Annotated in this window: 14 protein-coding genes; 4 read left to right on the top strand and 10 right to left on the bottom strand. The window is 64.0% G+C overall.

Features of this window, described 5'->3' with window-relative positions:
• Positions 1-305: 305 nt before the first annotated feature.
• The gene (gene ubiE, locus IP90_RS11765) at positions 306-1,067 is read right to left on the bottom strand and encodes a bifunctional demethylmenaquinone methyltransferase/2-methoxy-6-polyprenyl-1,4-benzoquinol methylase UbiE (protein ID WP_144899837.1); all 762 of its coding nucleotides are present in this window, start codon (positions 1,065-1,067) and stop codon (positions 306-308) included.
• A 104-nt stretch (positions 1,068-1,171) separates the two neighbouring features.
• Between ubiE and IP90_RS11760 the strand changes: the two genes are divergently transcribed.
• Together IP90_RS11760 and IP90_RS11755 are read left to right on the top strand one after the other, a co-directional pair.
• Positions 1,172-1,414 carry a DUF6868 family protein gene (locus IP90_RS11760; protein ID WP_144899836.1) on the top strand — a complete coding sequence of 81 codons (243 nt, stop codon included), beginning with the start codon at positions 1,172-1,174 and terminating at the stop codon, positions 1,412-1,414.
• Positions 1,415-1,471: 57 nt separating this feature from the next.
• On the top strand, positions 1,472-1,903 hold the full coding sequence (locus tag IP90_RS11755; protein WP_144899835.1) for a DUF5655 domain-containing protein: 432 nt from the start codon (positions 1,472-1,474) through the stop codon (positions 1,901-1,903).
• A 146-nt stretch (positions 1,904-2,049) separates the two neighbouring features.
• Here the strand turns inward: IP90_RS11755 and IP90_RS11750 are convergent, their stop codons facing one another.
• A complete protein-coding gene (locus IP90_RS11750; protein WP_144899834.1) occupies positions 2,050-2,445 on the bottom strand; it encodes a transcriptional regulator in 396 nt (131 codons plus the stop codon).
• A gap of 214 nt (positions 2,446-2,659) precedes the next feature.
• Here IP90_RS11750 and IP90_RS11745 point away from each other — a divergent pair, with 214 nt between their 5' ends.
• Complete coding sequence (locus IP90_RS11745; protein WP_144899833.1) at positions 2,660-4,165, top strand: site-specific DNA-methyltransferase; 1,506 nt, start codon at positions 2,660-2,662, stop codon at positions 4,163-4,165.
• 2 nt (positions 4,166-4,167) lie between these two features.
• Positions 4,168-6,813 (top strand): DEAD/DEAH box helicase, encoded by a 2,646-nt coding sequence (locus IP90_RS11740; protein ID WP_144899832.1) that lies wholly within the window; start codon positions 4,168-4,170, stop codon positions 6,811-6,813.
• A 129-nt stretch (positions 6,814-6,942) separates the two neighbouring features.
• Here the strand turns inward: IP90_RS11740 and hslU are convergent, their stop codons facing one another.
• The 8 genes from hslU to IP90_RS11700 form a co-directional block, all read right to left on the bottom strand.
• Complete coding sequence (hslU, locus tag IP90_RS11735) at positions 6,943-8,304, bottom strand: ATP-dependent protease ATPase subunit HslU (protein ID WP_199753462.1); 1,362 nt, start codon at positions 8,302-8,304, stop codon at positions 6,943-6,945.
• Between the two features lie 125 nt (positions 8,305-8,429).
• Complete coding sequence (hslV, locus tag IP90_RS11730; RefSeq protein ID WP_144899830.1) at positions 8,430-8,981, bottom strand: ATP-dependent protease subunit HslV; 552 nt, start codon at positions 8,979-8,981, stop codon at positions 8,430-8,432.
• Positions 8,982-9,406: 425 nt separating this feature from the next.
• Positions 9,407-10,327 carry a tyrosine recombinase XerC gene (gene xerC / locus IP90_RS11725; protein WP_242007586.1) on the bottom strand — a complete coding sequence of 307 codons (921 nt, stop codon included), beginning with the start codon at positions 10,325-10,327 and terminating at the stop codon, positions 9,407-9,409.
• 84 nt (positions 10,328-10,411) lie between these two features.
• Entirely contained in the window at positions 10,412-11,086 is a 675-nt protein-coding gene (locus IP90_RS11720) for a DUF484 family protein (protein ID WP_144899828.1), read from the bottom strand.
• A complete protein-coding gene (dapF, locus tag IP90_RS11715) occupies positions 11,083-11,943 on the bottom strand; it encodes a diaminopimelate epimerase (RefSeq protein WP_144899827.1) in 861 nt (286 codons plus the stop codon). Before dapF ends, IP90_RS11720 begins: the two co-directional genes overlap by 4 nt.
• Before the next feature lie 4 nt (positions 11,944-11,947).
• The gene (lptM, locus tag IP90_RS11710) at positions 11,948-12,223 is read right to left on the bottom strand and encodes an LPS translocon maturation chaperone LptM (protein ID WP_144899826.1); all 276 of its coding nucleotides are present in this window, start codon (positions 12,221-12,223) and stop codon (positions 11,948-11,950) included.
• Between the two features lie 44 nt (positions 12,224-12,267).
• A complete protein-coding gene (locus tag IP90_RS11705) occupies positions 12,268-12,657 on the bottom strand; it encodes a YbaN family protein (RefSeq protein WP_144899825.1) in 390 nt (129 codons plus the stop codon).
• 148 nt (positions 12,658-12,805) lie between these two features.
• Positions 12,806-14,983, bottom strand: a complete 2,178-nt coding sequence (locus IP90_RS11700) for a S9 family peptidase (RefSeq protein WP_144899824.1) — start codon at positions 14,981-14,983, stop codon at positions 12,806-12,808.
• Positions 14,984-15,112 lie beyond the last annotated feature (129 nt).

Here is a 15,112-nt window from a genome sequence, read left to right as displayed (position 1 = left end):
GCAGCCTTTTTAAAAGAGCGCTTTCGCTTGCCTGGTCATGGGTTTCGGGCGCCGCGGACTTCACAGACCCGGAGGGCGGCGGCCATGGATGGCCGCCGTTTTCCGACCGAGCCAGGCATGGCGAGTCGGAAAATCGCGAGCCACTCCTCACTTGCCGGATTGATTTGTCGGGGAAGGGCCTTCTCTTTGGTTACTTTCTCTTGGCCCCTTCAAGAGAAGGTGACCCGCACGCGTAACGGGCGGAAGCTTTTTTGCAGCCGCAGCAAAAGCAGCCGAGCAACAAGCGCTCTACAAGCAAGCCAAAGTCAGGCCTTATACCCCGTATGGATCGCGACAATGCCACCGGAAAGATTCCGGTAGCCGGCACGCGCGAACCCCGCCGCTTCCATCATCGCCTTCAGTTCTTCCTGCGGCGGATGCCGCCGGATCGATTCGGCCAGGTACTGGTAGCTGTCCGCGTCCCGGGCGAACAGCTGTCCCAGCCGTGGCAGCACCTTGAACGAATGGAAATCGTAAAACGGCTTGAACCAGTCCGCCTTCACCGCCGAGAACTCCAGCACCCGCGCCTGTCCGCCGACCTTCAGCACGCGCAACATCTCGCGCAGCGCGGCGTCCTTGTCGGTGACGTTGCGCAGTCCGAACGCGATCGTAACCAGGTCGAAGCTGGCATCCGGGAACGGCAGCGTCTCCGCATTGCACTGCACGTACTCGAAGCCGCGCACGTTGCCGCGATCGGTCATGCGGTCACGACCCACGCGCAGCATCGCACCATTGATGTCGCCGAGCACGAGTTCACCGGTGTCGCCGACGCGATCCTTCAGCAGCGCGGCGATGTCGCCGGTGCCGCCGGCCAGATCGAGCACGCGATCGCCACGCTTCACCTGTGCGGTAGCAACGAAGTAGCGCTTCCAGACCCGATGGATGCCCAGGCTCATCAGGTCGTTCATCAGGTCGTAATTGCCGGCGACCGACGAAAACACCTCGCCGACCAGTTTCTGCTTGTCGCCGGTGGGGACCTCGCGATAGCCGAAGTGGGTGGTATCGGGTTTCTGTGCGGTCTCGGTCATGGCCCGATTATCGCATGGGCCTCTTCGACGGAGCTTCATCCTGGCACCATCCACCTTGCCATAGCCTGCGGGGAGATCGTCCGCAGTATCGCGAGGAGAACGCCATGGACCTGGAAACGATCCGCGCCGCATTCGGCTGGGCCGCCCTGATGAGCTATGCCCTGCTGCTCGTCTGGTTCTGCCTTTGGCTGTCGTGCCGGAACTGGATGCATCGCTGGCACAACCGCTGGTTCCGGCTGTCGGACGAACGCTTCGATCTGGTCCACTACGCCGCGATGGCGGGCCTGAAGCTGGCGATCTGGGTCTTCCTGCTGGCGCCATGGCTGGCGCTGCACCTGGTGCGTTGAATATCTGCACGGCTTAACAGCCGGTATATTTCAACGCATAGCGCCAGCGGAACCGCCATGCCTGCCTGGACCTGCCCCGACTGCGGACGAGTATTCAACCGCGCCAACACCCGGCACAGCTGCGGCACCGGCGACCGAACCGCGATGCTGGCAGGCAAGCCTGCTGCCTTGGTCGCCCTGTACGAAGAACTGGAGCGCATGGCCGGCAGCCAGGGCGAGATCGAAATCGTCGCCAAGGATCGCTACGCCCTGTTCCGCACCACCCGCATCTTCGCCGACGTGGTACTCATGAAGGATGCGCTGCGCCTGGCATTGCAGCTCGAACGCGTCATCGACGACCCGATGTTCTTCAAGACCGTGCAGGACGAACGCGGCCGCGTGCAGCAGGTCGTCAAGCTCCATAACGCCGCGGAACTGCGCGCGGTCGAACCCTATCTGCTGGAAGCCTGGCGCTGCGCCAGCAAGCGCGGCCCGACAATCGCGCTCTGATCGGCCCCGGATCCAAGACGCGTATCCGGGTATGCGCAGCGCACCCGGATGCCGCTCGCTGCAATGTTCCACGGCGTTGTTTCAAGCCGTCATCGCCCGCGAAGGCGGGGATCCAGCGACTTAGCTGCTGAGGGTGCGCGTTCGCGTTACTTGGTAGCCTCCACCAGCGCCGAGACGAGCTCCCCCACCAGTTCGCGCCGCTTCGGCGGCAGCGCCAGGAACGCGTCGATGATCTGACGTTCGCGGGCACCCACGCCAGTGGGCCATGCCGCCTGCGCCTCGGCGATGCGACCGCCCTTTCGCGCCTTGCCGAAGCGCAGCACCTGCGGTTCTACGCCGAACAGGTCGGCCAACACCTGCAGCTTGTCCTGCTCCGGGATCGCCTTGCCCTTCAGCCAGCGTGACGTGGTCATCTGCGTCACCGACACCCCGTTGTAGCGGCTGTTGAACACCTTGTGCAGCACGCCCGGACGCGGCTCGTAACCGGCCCTTTCCATGGCTTCGGCCAACCGCTGCGAAAACTCTTGGCGCTCGTCGTTCATGGCCCCGGAAATTACGGAGGCCGGCAGCACTGTATTAACGTTTCGTGTTTATTGTGATTAACTTATCAAGTTAGCAACGAACCCAATCCGTTAAATGCCCCTGTCCGCACCGGACGCACTGCCTCGCCCTGCTGCGGCCGATTGCCGGGCGACGGGGCGCGCCTTGCGTGGCGCCGGGAATTGGCATCTGGCGCGCGAGCAGGGGATCGTCTAGATGCCCCTGCTGTCCTGGTTCAACCGCGACGCGGACCTCACCCGCGCGGCGCGGACGCCGTATCGCCTGCTGGAGCCAGTCGCCAGCCTGTCCCATGGAGACCCCGATTCTCCGAATATGCTGATCGAGGGCGATAACCTCGATGCGCTCAAGGCCTTGCTGCCTTACTACGCGGGGCAGGTGAAATGCATCTTCATTGATCCGCCCTACAACACGCGCAGTGCGTTCGAGCATTACGACGACAACCTCGAGCACTCGCAGTGGTTGTCGATGATGTATCCGCGGCTGGAATTGCTACGCGAGCTGTTGTCGGAAGACGGTTCGATTTGGGTGACGCTGGACGACAACGAAGCGCACTACTTCAAGGTTATCTCTGACGAAATCTTCGGCCGCAAGAATCTGCTAGGCAACATAATTTGGCAGCACAGTGTTCAAGGTAAAAACGACGCCAAGAAGATTTCCCTTCATCACAATCACCTTTTTCTCTATCGGAAATCTGAAGCATTCGAGCTAAAAAAATTACCTCGGACAAATGATCACAACGTCAATTACCGCAACCAGGATAACGATCCGCGCGGCCCGTGGCGGCCTGGCGATGTACGCAGCCCAAATTTTCGTGAAAATCTTCGCTACAACATTGAGACTCCTTCTGGAAAAACCATTGAAGCACCGGCCAAAGGCTGGCGCTGGTCAAAAGAATTATTTCTGGAGAAAGTTGCGTCCAGAGAAATCGTATTTCTCGACGATGACACACGCGTCCTGAGAAAAATCTATCTGTCAGACCAAGAAGGACGCGTCGCGGAAAGCATCTGGTTCGGAAACGAAGTAGGAACCACACGCGAAGCAAGCGGTGAACTAGCTTCGGCTCTACCAGGCGTAGAAATCTTCGCCACACCAAAGCCCGAGCGATTGATCCAACGTGTCCTTGAAGCTGCCACGCAATTCGGCGATCTAGTCCTCGACAGCTTTCTAGGATCCGGCACTACCTCTGCCGTGGCCCACAAGATGGGACGCCGCTGGATCGGTATCGAGATGGGCGAACATGCCCGCACCCATTGCCAACCGCGCTTGGTGAAGGTTGTAGAGGGCGAACAGGGCGGGATTTCCGAAGCGGTCGGGTGGAACGGCGGCGGCGGCTTCCGCTTCTACAAGCTCGGCGTGCCCGTGTTCGACGAGAACGGCCACATCCGCGAGGGCATCCGCTTCGAACACTTGGCCGCCCACGTCTGGTTCGCCGAAACCGGCACGGCCCGCTCCACCCGTACCAAAAAGGAAGCCTTCCTCGGCGAGCACGGCGGCATCGGCTACTACCTGCTGTTCAACGGCATCCTCGGCGACGACAGTAAGTCGGGCGGCAATCTGCTTACCCGCCGCGTGCTGCGCTCGCTGCCGAAGTTCGACGGACCGAAGGTGATCTACGGCGAGGCCTGCACTCTGCCGGAAGAGCAGCTGCGCGAGCTCGACATCACCTTCCGGCAGACCCCTTACGACATCAAGGCGCGCTGACCATGGCACTCGCGCTCAAGCTCTATCAGCGTCGCGCGCTCGACAGCCTGGAGCGTTTCTTCGACGCGACGCGCCTGGCCGGTCCGGCCGATGCGTTTGCGGCTACCGTAGATAAAGGTCTGCTTGACCAATACAAGCCCATGCCCGGCCTGCCGGGCGTGCCTTACGTCTGCCTGCGCATCCCCACCGGCGGCGGCAAGACCGTGATGGGCGCTCACATCATCCAGGCGGCCGGTCGCGCCCTGCTCGATCGCGAGTTCCCTCTGGTGATGTGGATGGTGCCGACCACCCAGATCAAGACCCAGACACTGGAGGCTTTCCGCGATCCGCGACATCCCTACCGTCAGGAACTGGACGATGCGTTCGACGGACAGGTGGCCGTGTTCGACGTAGCCGACTTCGCCCAGATCCGGCCGGCCGATATCGGCACGAAGGTTTGCATCGTCATCGCCACCGTTGCCGCATTGCGCGTGGAGAACCAGGACGGTCGCAAGGTCTACGAGTACCACGAAGATTTGGAACCGCACTTCGCCGGCAGCACCAGGCAGTTGGACTACCTGGAGAAAGGCGCGGACGGCAAGGCGCTGGCCTCGTTCGCCAACCTGCTGAAGCTGCATGGTTCGCTGGTGATCATGGACGAGGCGCACAATGCGACCACACCGCTGTCCTACACGGTCTACGAGCGGCTGGGACCACGCGTGGTCGTGGAGCTCACCGCGACACCCGATGTCGCCAGTTCCAACGTGCTGGTCAGCGTGTCGGCCTTTGAGCTCAAGGCCGAGAACATGATCAAGTTCCCGGTGGTGCTGAAGGAACACAAAGACGATTGGCATTCTGCGGTGGGCAGTGCAGTGGCACGTCGCAAGTCGCTGGCGAAGATCGCCTTGGACGAGCCGGAATACATCCGGCCGATCCTCCTGATCCAGGCGGAAAGCTCGCGCGGCGTGGCCACCGTCGAAGAGGTCAAGCGTCATCTGATGGAAACCGATGGCGTCAAGGCCGAGGCCATCGCCATCGCCACCGGAGACCAACGCGAGATCGACGGCGTGGACTTGTTCGCCAAGGACTGTCCCATCGAAGTGATCATCACCAAGCAGGCGCTCAAGGAAGGCTGGGACTGTTCCTTCGCCTACGTGTTCTGCTCGGTGGCCCAGGTCAAGAGCGACAAGGACATCCAGCAATTGCTCGGCCGCGTGCTGCGCATGCCTTACGCCGTCCGCCGTCGGCAGGAGGCGATGAACAAGGCGTACGCCCATGTCGTTACCGACGATTTCGGCAAGGCCGCGGGCGAACTGACCCAATCGCTGATCAACATCGGTTTCAACCCGATGGAAGCTGCGGCGGCCATCCGCAAGGACATGCCGGACGCGCCGGTGTTACCCCTCCAGGGCGGCGAACTGAAGCCAGTGGTGCTGCCGACCACGCGCATACCCGTGCACAAGGCACCGAAGCTGGACGACATACCCGAGCGGGACAAACAAAGGGTCGTCTTCACTGCGAACGCGGAGGGCAAGGGCGGCACCGTCGAAATTACCGATGACATCGATGCGTCCACCGTGGAAGCCATCGTGGCCGCCGTGCCAGCCAGGGAGCGCGACGAAGTCACGGCGCAGGTAGAGCGCCACCAGGTGCTCACCGCCGCCGCCAAGGCGCCCAGCGAACGCGGTGCCGTGCTCCGGGTGCCCCGGCTATGCATGATGGAGCAGGCGGAACTGGAACTCGTCGATCGCGGCGCAGTGTCGGCCAGCTTCTCCTGGGACCTGCTGGCCAGTCCGCCCAACTTGGCGAGCTTCCGCTTCAACGACGACAGCATGACCTTCGAGGTAGACCTCGATGGGCAAAAAATGGGTTACCACCAGGTCAAGGACGACGTCGCCACCTATTTGCCCGGGTTCGCCCAGGATCGCACCGAGGCGGACCTCATCGGCTGGCTCGATCACGAGGTCCACGAGCCTTCGGTCAAGCAGCCGGTGCTGCGCGAGTGGTTACGGCGTGCGGTGCGCAGCCTGCTTGATGATCGCGGCTTCTCGCTGGCCCAGTTGCTCAAGGGGCAGTTCATCCTGCGTCGCAAGCTGGCCGAGCAGTTGCAGCTCACCAAGGAGCAGGCTTACAGGGAAGGCTTCCAGCAAGCCCTGTTCCAGGACGGCCTGGAGCTCGTCACCAGCGACGGCTCCGACCACGCGTTCACGTATCCGGCCGACATGGCGCTATACCCGGCGCATTCCTATTTCCGCGCCGACACCATGCGCTTCCGCAAGCACTACTACCCGGTGCCTGGCGATCTGGCGTGGAAGACCCCGTCGGGGAAGCTCGCCGAGGAATTCCTGTGCGCGCAGGCCATCGACCTGCTGGATGAGGTCGACTTCTGGGTGCGTAACCTGGTCCATGCCTCACAGTTCTGGTTGCCCACATCCAGGCAGCGGACCTATCCTGACTTCGTGGTCCGATTGAAGGATGGTCGCTTGCTCGTGGTCGAATACAAGGGCGGGGACCGCTTCACGGCCGAGCAGGAACAAGAGAAGCGGATGGTCGGCGAGCTCTGGGCGAACCGCAGCAACGGCAAGGGGCTTTACCTCATGGCCCGCAAGGTCGACGACCAGGGACGCGGTGTGCGCGATCAGCTGCTGGCTGTCATTGCAGACGATTAGTCCAAACAATGAGTTTGCCTGTCATCCCGAGCGTAGCGAGGGATGACGGAGACAGAGCCCGTAGCCCGTGTAAGCGCAGCGCATCCGGGATGGCCCTATGGCAGAGGCTCGCCGGAGGGCCGGTTACGATCAGAGAATGTACCGACTCAGATCCGGATCCTGCACCAGCTCGCCCAGATGCGCATCGACATAGGCGCGGTCGATGGTGACTTGCGCGCCGTCACGGTCAGGTGCTTCGTAGCTGAGCGTATCGAGCAGGCGTTCCAGCACTGTGTGCAGACGGCGTGCGCCGATGTTCTCCTGGCGTTCGTTGACCTGCGCGGCGATCTCGGCGAGGCGCTCGATCGCGTCCGGCGCGAACGTCAGCGACACGCCTTCGGTCTTGAGCAGTTCCACGTACTGCCGCGTCAGCGCTGCCTTGGGTTCGGTGAGGATGCGCACGAATTCGTCCTTGCCGAGCGCACCCAGTTCGACGCGGATCGGGAAGCGGCCCTGCATTTCCGGGATCAGGTCCGACGGCTTCGCCAGGTGGAACGCGCCGCTGGCGATGAACAGGATGTGGTCGGTCTTGACCGCGCCGTACTTGGTGCTGACGGTGGAGCCTTCCACCAGCGGCAGCAGGTCGCGCTGCACGCCTTCGCGGCTGACATCGGCGCCGTAGCCTTCGCTGCGCTTGGCGACCTTGTCGATCTCGTCGATGAACACGATGCCATGTTGCTCGCAGGCCTCGATCGCGGCTTCGCGCACTTCGTCCTCGTTGACCAGCTTGCCGGCCTCTTCCTCGATCAGCAGCGGACGCGCGGCCTTGATGCTCAGCGTCTTCTTGTGGGTCTTGTTGCCGGCGACCTGCGAGAACATCTGCCGCAGCTGCTGGCCCATCTCCTCCATGCCCGGCGGTGCCATGATGTCGACGCCGACGTTGACCGCGGTCTCGATGTCGATCTCGCGGTCGTCGAGTTGGCCGGCGCGCAGCTGACGACGCAGCTTGAGGCGGGTATCGCTGTCGTTGCCCTGCGCGGACGGCTCGGCGCCGATGTCGACGGTGGAACTGGCGCCGAAGCCGAAACCGCTGGCCGGCACTTGCCGCCGCGGCAGCAGCGCGTCGAGGATGCGATCCTCGGCACGCTCCTCGGCCTGCGTGCGTACCCGCGCCTTGGCCTGCTCGCGATACAGCTTGACGGCTGTGTCGGCCAGGTCGCGGATGATCTGCTCGACATCCTTGCCGACGTAGCCGACCTCGGTGAAGCGCGTCGCCTCGACCTTGACGAACGGCGCGTTGGCCAGCGTCGCCAGGCGCCGCGCGATTTCGGTCTTGCCGACACCGGTCGGGCCGATCATCAGGATGTTTTTCGGCATCACCTCGTTGCGCAGCTCACCGTCGAGCTGCATGCGGCGCCAGCGGTTGCGCAATGCGATCGCGACCGCGCGCTTGGCGGCCTGCTGACCGACGATGTGGCGGTCGAGTTCCTGCACGATCTCGCGCGGGGTCATGGTCGAAGAAGATCCGTGATTGGTCATTTGTGATTCGTGATTCGTTGTTGGAGCGTAGGGAAGATCGAAGCTGACGCGTGGGTGGCCGGGATTTGCTGTGCGAATCACCAGTTACGAATCACCAATCACAGCTCTTCGACCACCACGTTGCGGTTGGTGTAGATGCAGATGTCGCCGGCGATGTTCAACGCCTCGACTGCGACCTGCCTGGCATCCAGTTCGGTGTGCGCCAGCAGCGCACGCGCCGCGGACAGGGCATAGGGGCCGCCGGAACCGATCGCGACCAGGCCATCCTCCGGCTCGATCACATCGCCGGTGCCGCTGACGATCAACGAGGTTTCCTTGTCGGCGACGGCCAGCAGGGCTTCGAGCTTGCCGAGGCGGCGCTCGGTGCGCCAATCCTTGGCCAGTTCGACCGCTGCACGCTGCAACTGGCCGTGCTTCTCCAGCTTAGATTCGAACAGCTCGAACAGCGTGAACGCATCGGCTGCGGCACCGGCGAAACCGGCCAACACCTGGCCGTCCTTACCGAGCCTGCGCACCTTGCGCGCATTGGCCTTCATCACCGTATGCCCGAGCGTGACCTGGCCATCACCGGCAACGGCAACCCGCCCATTGCGGCGCACCGAAACGATGGTGGTGGCGTGAAAGACGTTGGGATTCTGGCTGGGGTCCATGCGGGCCTCCGTGGGTCGAATTCCATGGATGGGGATGGATGCGCAGCGACGCAAGGGGATTCCGGCCGCAGTTTTGTAGCTGTTGGCTGTTGGCTGTTGGCACGAACTACCTGCAATCCGAGCCGCCCCATAGACCCGGAGGGCGGCGGCCATGGATGGCCGCCGTTTTCCGACCGAGCCAGGATGTCGAGTCGGAAAATCTGCGAGGACTATCCACCGCAACGTGAGCTCTGATCGGGGAAGACCCTTTTCTTTGGTTACTTTCTTTTGGGTCAGCAAAAGAAAGTGACCCGCACGCGTAGCGGCGGAAGCTTTGTTCTTGCGGAAAGGAACCACGAAGCAAGCCCCGCTCCCCGGGAGAGCAAAGTCACTGGATCCCCGCCTTCGCGGGGATGACGGCTTTAAAGCATGAAGCGGCGGAGTTGCTAGCGCTTGCGCCGCGCGCGCGGATGCGCCGCATCGTAGACCTTCGCCAGATGCTGGAAATCAAGGTGTGTGTAGATCTGCGTCGTGGCGATGTCGGCATGGCCGAGCAGTTCCTGCACGCCGCGCAGGTCGCCGGACGATTCCAGCACGTGGCTGGCGAAACTGTGGCGCAGCATGTGCGGATGCACGTGCTTGAACAGGCCTTGGCGTTGCGCCAGATGCTTGATGCGGATCTGCACCGCGCGTTGCGAAATCGGCGCACCGTGGCGTCCGGGGAAGACCGGCGCATCGCTGGCTGCACCGGTTTCATGGCGCCACGCCTCGAGCGCCGCGCGCGCATGCGAACCGACCGGCACGCTGCGCTGCTTGCTGCCCTTGCCGAGCACGGTGACCAAGCCGTCCTTGAGATCCAGATCTCGCCAGCGCAATCCGCACAGCTCGCTCAGGCGCAGTCCGGACGAATAAAACAGTTCCAGCAGTGCGCGGTCGCGCATACCGAGCGGCACGTCGGTAGGCACTTCGACCAGCACTTTGGCCTCGTCCGCATCGAGCACCTGCGGCAGCTTGCGCGACGCTTTCGGCGCGCGGATGCCGGCCGCCGGGCTGGCAGAAATGCGCCCATGCCTGAGCAGCCACTGGTAATAGCTGCGGCAGGCGGACAACCGGCGCTGCAGGCTTTTCGGCGACAGGCCACGGCGGTGCTCGGCGGCAATGAAGGCGCGCAGCTGGTCGGGCGACACCGCGGCCATGTCATCGATGCCTTGCGCCTGCGCCCAGCCCGACAGCGCCTGCAGGTCGCGGCGATAGGCATCGAGCGTATGCGCCGACATTCGGCGCTCGACTTGCAGGTGGGCGAGGAAATCTTCGACGGCAGCGACCTGCTTTTTTTCACCGTCATCCTGGCAAACGCCAGGATCCATCTTGACCTTGTACTTCATTGCAAGACACAACAGAAAAATGGGTCCCAGCTTTCGCTGGGAAGACGGGTTGGAAGCAGGCTGCGCCTAGCGCGCATACCTCGCCAGTCCGGTTGCCAGCGCCTCACCCATCATCCGCAGGAACAGCGTGCCCATGCCGGGATAGAAGCGATTCGGCTCATGGCTGCCTACAGCCAGCAGGCCGATGCCCGGCATCGGTATCAGCGCGGTGGACTGCACCTCCGGCGCGCGCACGCCGTACAGCACCGCGTGCTTTTCCGGTTGCAGGCGACCACACAGCGGTTCGCCGTCGTCCAGGCAGTCGCGGAACGATGCCAGTTGCGCGTCGTCGCGCGCGATCACCTGCAGCCAATCGACATCATCAACACCATCCACCGGCTCGAACAGCACGATCCGCACCAGGTCGCCGTTGAAATCCTCGGCCAGCGAAGCGGCCATTGCGCGCAGCGTGTCGGCAGCGTTGTCCTGGCGCATCATCGCCAGCGTCAGTTGCTGGGTGCGCACGGCCAGGCGCTCGTTGTCCTGCGCATTGCCGTACAGCTCATGCAGGCGACGGTTCAGTTCACGGTTCTTGTCGCGCAGCACGTCCAGCTGGTAGCTCGCCAGCGACGCAGCCGGGCCGTCCTCGCGCGGCACGACGAGGCTCAATGCCAGGTCCGGAAACTGCTGCAGGAAGGTGGGATGGCGACGCAGCCACACGGCAACCTCGTGCGCACCGAGTCGTTCGCTGTTTTCGGTCATGACTGCCACTCTCCCTCGTACACGAATGCGGCCGGGCCGGCCATGATGATCTGCGCCCTGTCGTCGGGCCAGGCGATCCGCAACTCGCCGCCGGGCAGCGCAACGACGACATCGCGATCGATGCGGCCACGCCGCATCAGCACCGCCGCCGCCGCGCAGGCGCCGCTGCCGCAGGCCTGCGTCTCGCCGACGCCGCGTTCGAACACGCGCAGACGGATGCGGTCGCGCGAAACGACCTCGGCGAAGCCGATGTTGCCCGACTGCGGCAGCACGCCGTCGCGCTGCAGGGCCGGGCCGAGCGTGGCCACCGCCGCGGTGGCGGCATCGGGCACTTCCAGCACGACGTGCGGATTGCCCATCGATACCGCGCCGAAACGTATCGGCAAGCCTCCGACATCGATCGCGTATTCATCCTGCGCGACGTCGAAGCCCGACAGGGGTACTGCCTGCGGCGCGAAATCCGGCACACCCATGGCGATGCGGAACCGGCCGCCGCCCAGCGCCTCGACCGCATGCGTGCCGGCCGGGCTGTCGAGATCGAAGCGGGTCGTGGCGGCGGCGCCGTCGCGCACCAGCCATGCTGCCACGCAACGCGCGCCGTTGCCGCACTGCTGCGAGGACGAGCCGTCGGAATTCCAGATGCGATAGCTGGCGACGGCCTGCGCGCTGCGCGGCCGTTCGATCGTCAGGATCTGGTCGCAACCGGCGCCAGCATGGCGGTCGGCGAGCGCGCGGCACAACTGCGCCGACGGCGGCGCGAGGCCGCCACGCAGGTCGAGCACGACGAAATCGTTGCCGGCGCCGTGCATCTTGGAGAAGCGCAGCCCGGCAGCCGGTGCACGCGCGACGTCGCTCATGCGCTCAACCGCCACCATCGCTGGCGGGCGGCACCTGCTCCGGTGCGGCCTCGACCGGCGCAGCCTCTGGCGGCGCGGTTTCGGCCGATTCCGGCGTCGCTGCCGGATCGACCAGGTCCTTGGATTCGGTCTGGTCTTCGGTCTGCGGCGCCTGTTCGATGGCCGGCGCTTCCTCTTCGACCGGCTCCGGCGGCGCCTGCACCAGTGGGCCCTTGTTGCCGCAGCCGGCCAGGGCCAGCGATGACAGCGCGATCGACACGGCGAGAAGTCGTAGGTTCATGGGCGCAGTGTAGCCGCCACGCGTGGGGGGTGGAATGCGCGCCTTCAACGTCGCGCGTCGGTCGGCGGCTCCGGTCGCAGCCACAGCCACGTCGCCACGACCGCCATGATCGCGGTGCCGGTCGCGGCCATCCAGACCCTCGGTGCGGTCAGGAACATGATCACCGCGCAGATCGCCATCATCGTCAGCGCCAGCGTCTTCGCCCGACGACTGACCGCGCCATGCGCCTGCCAGTCGCGGATCATCGGGCCGAACCGCGCGTGCGCCAGCAGCCGCGCATGCAGGCGTTGCGAACCGCGCGCCGCGGCGAACGCCGACAGCAGCACGAACGGCACGGTCGGCAGGCCTGGCACGAAGATGCCGATGAAACCTAGACCCAGGCTGACGTAAGCGAGCAGCCACCAGGCCCAGCGGAAGCGGACACGCGGGATCATGTCGCCATGATGCCATCGTCGGCGGTCGTCATCGTCGGTGCGTTACCCATAAGCACAGAGGGCCTGCTTCGTACGATCGTGTACGACAGCAGGTCTCTCGCTGCGCCCGGGATGACGAAGAAGTGTGTGTGGTGCGCGGCCGCGAACCTCAGTTCGCAGCTGTCGCCTTGCCTTCCACGCCAAGCTGGTCGAGCAGGAACGCGTACATCTCCGACAACTCACGGTATTTGCGGAAGCGTCCCGACTTGCCGCCATGGCCGGCATCCATGTTGGTGCGGAACAGCACCGGCTCCTTGCCAGTATCGAGGTCGCGCATCCGCGCCACGTATTTGGCCGGTTCCCAGTACTGCACCTGCGAATCCCACAGACCGGTGCCGACGAACATCGCCGGATAGGCCTGCGCCTTCAGGTTGTCGTAGGGCGAGTACGACAGCATGTAGTCGTAGTACTCCTTCTGTTCCGGATTGCCCCACTCGTCGTATTCGTTGGTGGTCAGCGGAATGGTCGGATCGAGCATGGTGGTGACCACGTCGACGAACGGTACCTGCGACAGGATCACGCGGTACCGGTCCGGCGCCATGTTGGAGATCGCACCCATCAGCAGGCCGCCGGCGCTGCCGCCATAGGCGGCGACGCGGTCCTTCGCCGCATAGCCCTCCTTGACCAGGAAATCGGTGACGTCGATGAAGTCGGTGAAGGTGTTCTTCTTGTTGAACAGCTTGCCGTCGTCGTACCACTTGCGGCCCATTTCCTGGCCGCCGCGGATGTGGGCCAGCGCATAGACCATGCCGCGGTCGAGCAGGCTGACATTGGTCAGGCTGAAGCCCGGGTCCATCGAATTGCCGTAGCTGCCGTAGGCGTACTGCAGCATCGCGGCCTGGCCGTTCTTCTCGAAGCCTTTCTTGTAGACCAGCGACACCGGGATTTTCGTGCCGTCACGCGCGGTTGCCCAGACGCGCTCGGTCGCGTACTTCGACGGGTCGTAGCCGAGCACCGGCTGCTGCTTGAGCTGGCGGCGCTCGCCGGTTTTGGTGTTGAGCTCGTAGGTGGTCGGCGGCGTGGTCATCGAGGTGTAGCTGTAGCGCAGCCAGTCGGTGTCCGGCTCGGCATTGACGTCCAGACCCATCGAATACGCGGGCTCGTCCGCCTTGACGTATTCCTCGCTGCCGTCGTCCTTGAGGACGCGCACGCGCTCCAGGCCCTGCGAACGCTCGCCGATGGCGGTGTAGCCGTCGAACAGTTCGAAACCCTCGATGAACACGTCATCGCGGTGTGCAACCCAGTCCTTCCAGTCCCCGCGCGAGGTCGAGCCGCTGGGCGCCGTGACGATGCGGAAGTTGGTGGCGCCGCCGGAGTTGGTGCGGATCACCCAGCGCCCATCGTGATGGTCGGCGTCGTACTCATCGTCGCGTTCGCGCGGCGCCAGCACCTTGAAGTCGACCGGATCGGCCGCTGGCGCGTAGCGCACTTCGGCCGAAACCGTACTGCCGGAGTGGATCATGATGTATTTGTCGTCGCGGCTGCGTGCGATGCCGACGTAGTAGCTGTCGTCCGGTTCCTCGTACAGCAGCCTGTCCGACGCCACCGGGGTGCCGAGCACGTGCGCCTTGACCCGCTTGCCGAGCAGGGTTTCCGGGTCGTTCTCCAGGTACAGCAGGGTCTTGTTGTCATCGGCCCAGACCAGATCGCCGGAGACGCCCTTGATCTGTTCCGGGTACGTCTCGCCGGTGGCGAGGTTCCTGAAATGGATCGTGTACTGGCGGCGGCCATTGGTGTCGTTGGCATAGGCCAGCACGCCATTGTCCTGGGTCACCTCGTAATTGGCGACGCTGTAGTAGTCATGACCCTTGGCCAGCGCGTTGACGTCGAGCAGGACCTCCTCGCCGGCGAAGTCACCGGCCTCGTTAGCCTTCAGGATCGATGCCACGTCTACGCCCGACCCGTCCTTGCGCCGCGCATGCACCGGATAGTCCTGTCCGGTCTCGAAGCGGCTGTAGTACCAGTAGCCGCGTTCACGGTATGGCACCGAGGCATCGTCCTGCTTGATGCGCGCCACGATCTCCTCGTACAGCTTGTCCTGCAGCGGCTTGAGCGGCGCCATGTAGGCGTCGACGTAGGCGTTCTCGGCGTTGAGATAGGCGAGCATCTCCGGGTTCTTGCGCTTGTCGTCGCGCAGCCAGTAGTACTCGTCGCTGCGGGTCGCGCCGAACGGCGCCTTGACCTCGTAAGGCTTCTTCGCCGCGTCGGGCGGTGCGGGAAGATCGGCGGCGTTGGTGTTGAGGGTCATCAGCGTCAGGCTTGCGAAGAGGAGAAGGGTCGGCTTCATGGATGGGGTCCTGGTGGACGGAATGCAACGCTGCTTTTTCGTCGCCACCCCGGCGCAAGCCGGGATCCGGTGCCATGCACGATCGACGACATCAAGCCTGGATCCCGGCTTGCGCCGGGATGACGGTGG

Source organism: Luteimonas cucumeris (genome assembly GCF_007830035.1).
In the GTDB taxonomy this organism is placed as follows: Bacteria; Pseudomonadota; Gammaproteobacteria; order Xanthomonadales; family Xanthomonadaceae; genus Luteimonas_C; species Luteimonas_C cucumeris.
This window is presented reverse-complemented; position numbering and strand designations above follow the sequence as displayed.

What these genes read in the sequence shown, in the direction of transcription:
- IP90_RS11745 (WP_144899833.1), top strand. Translation starts at nt 2,660, where the DNA reads ATGCCCCTGCTGTCCTGGTTCAACCGCGACGCGGACCTCACCCGCGCG.
- IP90_RS11750 (WP_144899834.1), bottom strand. Translation starts at nt 2,445, where the DNA reads ATGAACGACGAGCGCCAAGAGTTTTCGCAGCGGTTGGCCGAAGCCATG.
- hslV (WP_144899830.1), bottom strand. Translation starts at nt 8,981, where the DNA reads ATGGACCCCAGCCAGAATCCCAACGTCTTTCACGCCACCACCATCGTT.
- IP90_RS11700 (WP_144899824.1), bottom strand. Translation starts at nt 14,983, where the DNA reads ATGAAGCCGACCCTTCTCCTCTTCGCAAGCCTGACGCTGATGACCCTC.
- hslU (WP_199753462.1), bottom strand. Translation starts at nt 8,304, where the DNA reads ATGACCCCGCGCGAGATCGTGCAGGAACTCGACCGCCACATCGTCGGT.
- dapF (WP_144899827.1), bottom strand. Translation starts at nt 11,943, where the DNA reads ATGAGCGACGTCGCGCGTGCACCGGCTGCCGGGCTGCGCTTCTCCAAG.
- xerC (WP_242007586.1), bottom strand. Translation starts at nt 10,327, where the DNA reads ATGGATCCTGGCGTTTGCCAGGATGACGGTGAAAAAAAGCAGGTCGCT.
- IP90_RS11740 (WP_144899832.1), top strand. Translation starts at nt 4,168, where the DNA reads ATGGCACTCGCGCTCAAGCTCTATCAGCGTCGCGCGCTCGACAGCCTG.
- IP90_RS11720 (WP_144899828.1), bottom strand. Translation starts at nt 11,086, where the DNA reads ATGACCGAAAACAGCGAACGACTCGGTGCGCACGAGGTTGCCGTGTGG.
- IP90_RS11760 (WP_144899836.1), top strand. Translation starts at nt 1,172, where the DNA reads ATGGACCTGGAAACGATCCGCGCCGCATTCGGCTGGGCCGCCCTGATG.
- IP90_RS11705 (WP_144899825.1), bottom strand. Translation starts at nt 12,657, where the DNA reads ATGATCCCGCGTGTCCGCTTCCGCTGGGCCTGGTGGCTGCTCGCTTAC.
- IP90_RS11755 (WP_144899835.1), top strand. Translation starts at nt 1,472, where the DNA reads ATGCCTGCCTGGACCTGCCCCGACTGCGGACGAGTATTCAACCGCGCC.
- lptM (WP_144899826.1), bottom strand. Translation starts at nt 12,223, where the DNA reads ATGAACCTACGACTTCTCGCCGTGTCGATCGCGCTGTCATCGCTGGCC.
- ubiE (WP_144899837.1), bottom strand. Translation starts at nt 1,067, where the DNA reads ATGACCGAGACCGCACAGAAACCCGATACCACCCACTTCGGCTATCGC.